The sequence below is a fragment of the Candidatus Binatia bacterium genome (genome assembly GCA_036382395.1).
Taxonomy (GTDB): domain Bacteria; phylum Desulfobacterota; class Binatia; order HRBIN30; family HRBIN30; genus JAGDMS01.
Window position 1 is genome coordinate 1 of sequence record DASVHW010000141.1, and the last position, 4079, is coordinate 4079.

At 62.3% G+C, this 4079-nt stretch carries 6 protein-coding genes and 1 pseudogene; 5 read left to right on the forward strand and 2 right to left on the reverse strand.

All coding sequences use genetic code 11. The features are described from left to right. Window positions 1-203: 203 nt before the first annotated feature. A complete protein-coding gene (locus VF515_06710) occupies window positions 204-581 on the forward strand; it encodes a type II toxin-antitoxin system RelE/ParE family toxin (protein HEX7407329.1) in 378 nt (125 codons plus the stop codon). Window positions 582-589: 8 nt separating this feature from the next. Beyond that, window positions 590-913 (forward strand): helix-turn-helix transcriptional regulator, encoded by a 324-nt coding sequence (locus tag VF515_06715; protein ID HEX7407330.1) that lies wholly within the window; start codon window positions 590-592, stop codon window positions 911-913. Window positions 914-1026: 113 nt separating this feature from the next. Here the strand turns inward: VF515_06715 and VF515_06720 are convergent, their stop codons facing one another. Continuing rightward, on the reverse strand, window positions 1027-1362 hold the full coding sequence (locus tag VF515_06720) for a hypothetical protein (protein ID HEX7407331.1): 336 nt from the start codon (window positions 1360-1362) through the stop codon (window positions 1027-1029). Window positions 1363-1441: 79 nt separating this feature from the next. Here VF515_06720 and VF515_06725 point away from each other — a divergent pair, with 79 nt between their 5' ends. Both VF515_06725 and VF515_06730 read left to right on the forward strand, forming a co-directional pair. Then, window positions 1442-2482 (forward strand): hypothetical protein, encoded by a 1041-nt coding sequence (locus VF515_06725; GenBank protein HEX7407332.1) that lies wholly within the window; start codon window positions 1442-1444, stop codon window positions 2480-2482. Further along, complete coding sequence (locus VF515_06730) at window positions 2479-2793, forward strand: alpha-L-fucosidase (protein ID HEX7407333.1); 315 nt, start codon at window positions 2479-2481, stop codon at window positions 2791-2793. The genes VF515_06725 and VF515_06730 overlap by 4 nt, the downstream gene beginning before the upstream one ends. Before the next feature lie 61 nt (window positions 2794-2854). Here VF515_06730 and VF515_06735 read toward each other — a convergent pair. Then, window positions 2855-3088: pseudogene (locus tag VF515_06735) on the reverse strand (transposase). Between the two features lie 102 nt (window positions 3089-3190). Here VF515_06735 and VF515_06740 point away from each other — a divergent pair. Then, complete coding sequence (locus VF515_06740) at window positions 3191-4045, forward strand: dienelactone hydrolase family protein (protein ID HEX7407334.1); 855 nt, start codon at window positions 3191-3193, stop codon at window positions 4043-4045. The last annotated feature ends 34 nt before the right edge of the window (window positions 4046-4079 follow it).

The window sequence follows — 4079 nt, forward strand, 5'->3', positions numbered from 1 at the left end:
TTCTTTAGAATCGCTATCTCGGGAAATGCCTTATAATTTTAGGTGAGCGTCTTTGCCAGCTGGCGAGCAGGCAAAGAAGAAAGGCGGCGGAGATGCCGTTGGTGCCGTTTGTAGCGTCGTCACCAGCGGCTTTGAAGCGCCCGGAAGGTGATGCTGGTGACGTGTTGCCACGGCTTGGAACTATATGCTAGTAATGTCATAGTGTGGCACCTGAGAGAAAACCGCTGTTCTGGGTCGCCTCTTCGAAGGAGAACCTGAAGGACTTTCCGCCCGATGTCCAGGACGTGATGGGGTACGCCCTCGACCTTGCACAGCAGGGACTGAAGCACCCAGATGCAAAGCCCCTTAGCGGATTCGGCGGCGCAGGGGTCCTTGAGATTGTGGAGGATTTCGCCACTGACACCTACCGAACGGTGTACACGGTGAAGTTTGCGGGTGCGGTCTACGTGCTCCATGCGTTTCAGAAGAAATCAAAGCACGGAATCCAAATGCCGAAGCGGGACAAAGAGTTGATCAGGCGGCGTCTCAAGGGAGCGCAGGAAAATTACGCTGACTGGATTGAGCGAGAGGACACACAATGAAGACCAAGATGAAAGTGGAGCAGAGCAGCGGGAACGTTTTTGCTGACCTCGGTCGAAAAGACGCTAACGAGGCGCTCGTGAAGGCTCGCCTTGCTCAACGAATTGCTGCACTCATCGAGAGGCGTGGTCTCACTCAAGTAAAAGCAGCCTCGCTTTTGGGTGTGGACCAACCGAGAATATCCAAGTTGTTGCGGGGTCAACTGCGGGAGTTCTCCACGGAGCGGCTTCTCCATTTTCTCAACGCACTCCACCAAGACGTGGAGATTGTTGTGAGAGACAAACCCCGGTCTCGCAGCTACGCCACGTTTAGCGTGGCTCCGTTCGCTCCGTAAGACGATTGGACTGGTGCTGGCACTGGCTCGCCAGCCTGCGGTCATCACGTTCGGGCACAATTCTCCATCGAAGCACGGTGGGGTTTCACACCACCGTTCACACCGCAGGGGTGCTAAGTGCCTGGTTTTATTGGATAGTAAACACGCTTAGCAGGCGTGCGCCTTCGACCACTCGGCCACCTCTCCAAGCGAAAATCGCCCGATTTACCTACATCCCGCCGCAGCTGACTGCAACCAACCGCATCCGAATTCACACCGTTTTTCACACCACCCATCTGTGCGACCGCGGCCGCCTCAGGGATCACACCCAGCTCGGCTTCGAGTTGCTGCGCCACCGCCCACAGCTCGGGTTCAGCTGCGTGCATGTAGCGCTCTGTGGCGCCAGTGTCCATCTGGCCAAGAAACTGCGCCACCGCCTTCTTGCTCTTGCCCATCGACGTCGCGACCATACCCCCTGCTTATCGAGTCGACCGACCTTCGCAACTCGTGCAACTCGTTCATACGTCCCCCAATCATTTGACGCCGGAGGTGGAAGCCTGGCAAAAGGGCGGAGTGAAGACGACCAAGCCAGGCAAAGCCAAGAACACCGTGAAGACGACGGCCCGCTCAACCAAGCCTACTGCCCCAAAACGGCGCGCGAAGAAGCCCAGCGCGCCAGTCACGAAAGCAAAGAAGGCTGCGCTGGCGCGCCCCAAGCGCACCGTCGCCGCGGTGGCGCTGCGACCGTCACGCCGCGCGATTTTCATCGACGTGGAGAACACCACCAGCGAAGCGGCACTGTTTGATGCGATCGAGAGTCTCAAGATCGACCACCGGGAACAACCCGTCGAGCTGACCGCAGTCGGCAATTGGCGCGCCGTCGGGCCGCTAGTAGCGCGGCGCCTGGGCACATTGGGCGCTCAACTCGTGCACAGCGCGCCGGCGCATGGCGTGCGCGACTGGAGTGATCTGTGGATCGCCGTCGCGGCCGGCTGCTGGCTCGGACGGGCCACTGCCGGTGACGTGCTGGAGATTATCTCCAATGACCGAGCTTTCGACGCGGTGGGCGATGCAGCAGCAGCCCGCGGCGTCGTCTTCCGGCGCCTACAGCACCAACGTGGCACCGTCGCCGCAGAGCCGGCGGCCGAGCCGAGGCGGCCACGCCGCACACGTGGTGGACGACACCATGGTCGCCGGCACGGCGATAACGGTCCGGCGCCGCAGGCAGCGGCTCCAGCCAGCACCACGCCGCATCTTCGGCCGGCACCAGCACGCCCGGCTCCATCGCACCCCACTCCACCGCGCCCGGCTGCAGACGTCGAAGAGCCGCGCGGCGCCAGCCGCGACCAGATCATAGCCGTCATTCGGCGGCTGACACACAATGAACCGGGACGTTGGGTGAACATCGACGTCCTGGAGACGGCGCTCAAGCACGAAGGCTTCTCTCGGCCGCCCGGCTCGCCACGTTTGGTGACCCGCTTGCGCAATATCAAGGACGTCGAGGTCGACGCCCACGGCCGCGTGCGCATCGCCCGAGCTGCGGCCGACGCAATGGCCACTGACACCGGCGCGCCAAACGGCGAGTCATGAGCGAGCACGGCCTGTGCCCGACCCTGCGCAGCTTGCGCCAACATCGCCTGCCAACCTGGTACGACGACACCAAGTTCGGCATCTTCATCCACTGGAGCGTGTCGTCGGTGATCGGCTGGGCGCTGCGCCTTCGCTGTTTGCACACCGAGCGGGTGATTCATGACGACCTTCGCACCAGATTCTTGCTCCGGGACGTAGCCCATGCCTTCGCAGACCGTTCTCTTGCAGCCAGCGATCGGCAGGGGCTCTGGGCGTCAGGCACCTACTCCTTTAGGTTCTCCATCGGATATCTCGGCGTGCCCTCGGCGTAGAGCTAGAAGAACTCGGAGCCCATCGGATCCTGTCCCAGAATCGGCATCGAGCCGCGGCGGGCGACCGCAGGTCCGCGATCCGGTCGAGGATGCGCCGGAACAGCTCCTGCGGCACCGCCACCTCCGCCATCTGGAAGACAAGGTAGCGCCCGTGGGCCACCACCTTTGCGCCGATTTTCATCACCTGTTCCCGCAGACTCGTCAGCAACCAACGCTCGACCTCGCCCGGCAGAGCCAGTGTGCGCAGGAAGTTGGACAGGTTGTTGGCCAAGGCGTGCCGGCTTAACGGAACCGCTTTATATGTCACCGGCACATTCAGATCCTACCCCCGTTGATCGAGACGCGCCGTCGCCGCATCATATGCAGTGACGGCGCCGTTTGACGGAGGCGGGACGCCATGGCCGACAACATACTGGGACGGGCAGAGGTTACGAGGAGAGAGTTCATGGCGACCACATTGGCGGCCGGCTTCGCGCTGGCCGTACAGCCCATTTCGGCTCAGACCATCACTACCGACGCCACCGACCTGACGGCTGGCGAAGTACGGATTCCCGTATCAGGTGGAGCCATGCCGGCGTACCGGGCCATGCCGGTATCCGGCGGTGCGCACCCGGTGGTGCTAGTGGTGCACGAGATCTTCGGGGTCCATGAGTACATCAAAGACGTCTGCCGGCGCCTGGCAAAGCTCGGGTATCTCGCGATTGCGCCCGAACTGTACGCCCGCCAGGGTGAGGTGTCGAAGCTGTCCAGCATCGAAGTCATTGTCTCCCAGGTCGTGTCCAAAGTTCCGGATGCGCAGGTGATGTCGGATCTCGATGCCGCGGCGGCGTGGGCGAAACAGTTCGGCAACGGAGACACCGACAAGCTGGGGATAACCGGGTTCTGCTGGGGTGGCCGGATTGTGTGGCTGTATGCCGCGCACAATCCGAAGCTCCGGGCCGGCGTGGCCTGGTACGGGCGACTTATCAGCAGCCCCGACAACCTCCATCCAAAGAACCCCGTTGACGTGGTCGCCTCCATGCATGCGCCCGTGCTGGGATTGTACGGTGGGGCTGATGCCGGCATTCCCTTGGAGACAGTCGAGCAGATGCGCCAGGCGCTCAAGGCCGCCAACAACCCGTCGGAGATCATCGTGTACCCGGACACCCCCCACGGATTCCACGCCGATTACCGCGACAGCTATCGCACGGAGCCAGCTGCGGACGGCTGGCGGCGGCTACGCGAGTGGTTCAAGCAACACGGCGTAGCGTAGTAAGCGCCAAGACCAGCAGCGGCGTCTTCCACTG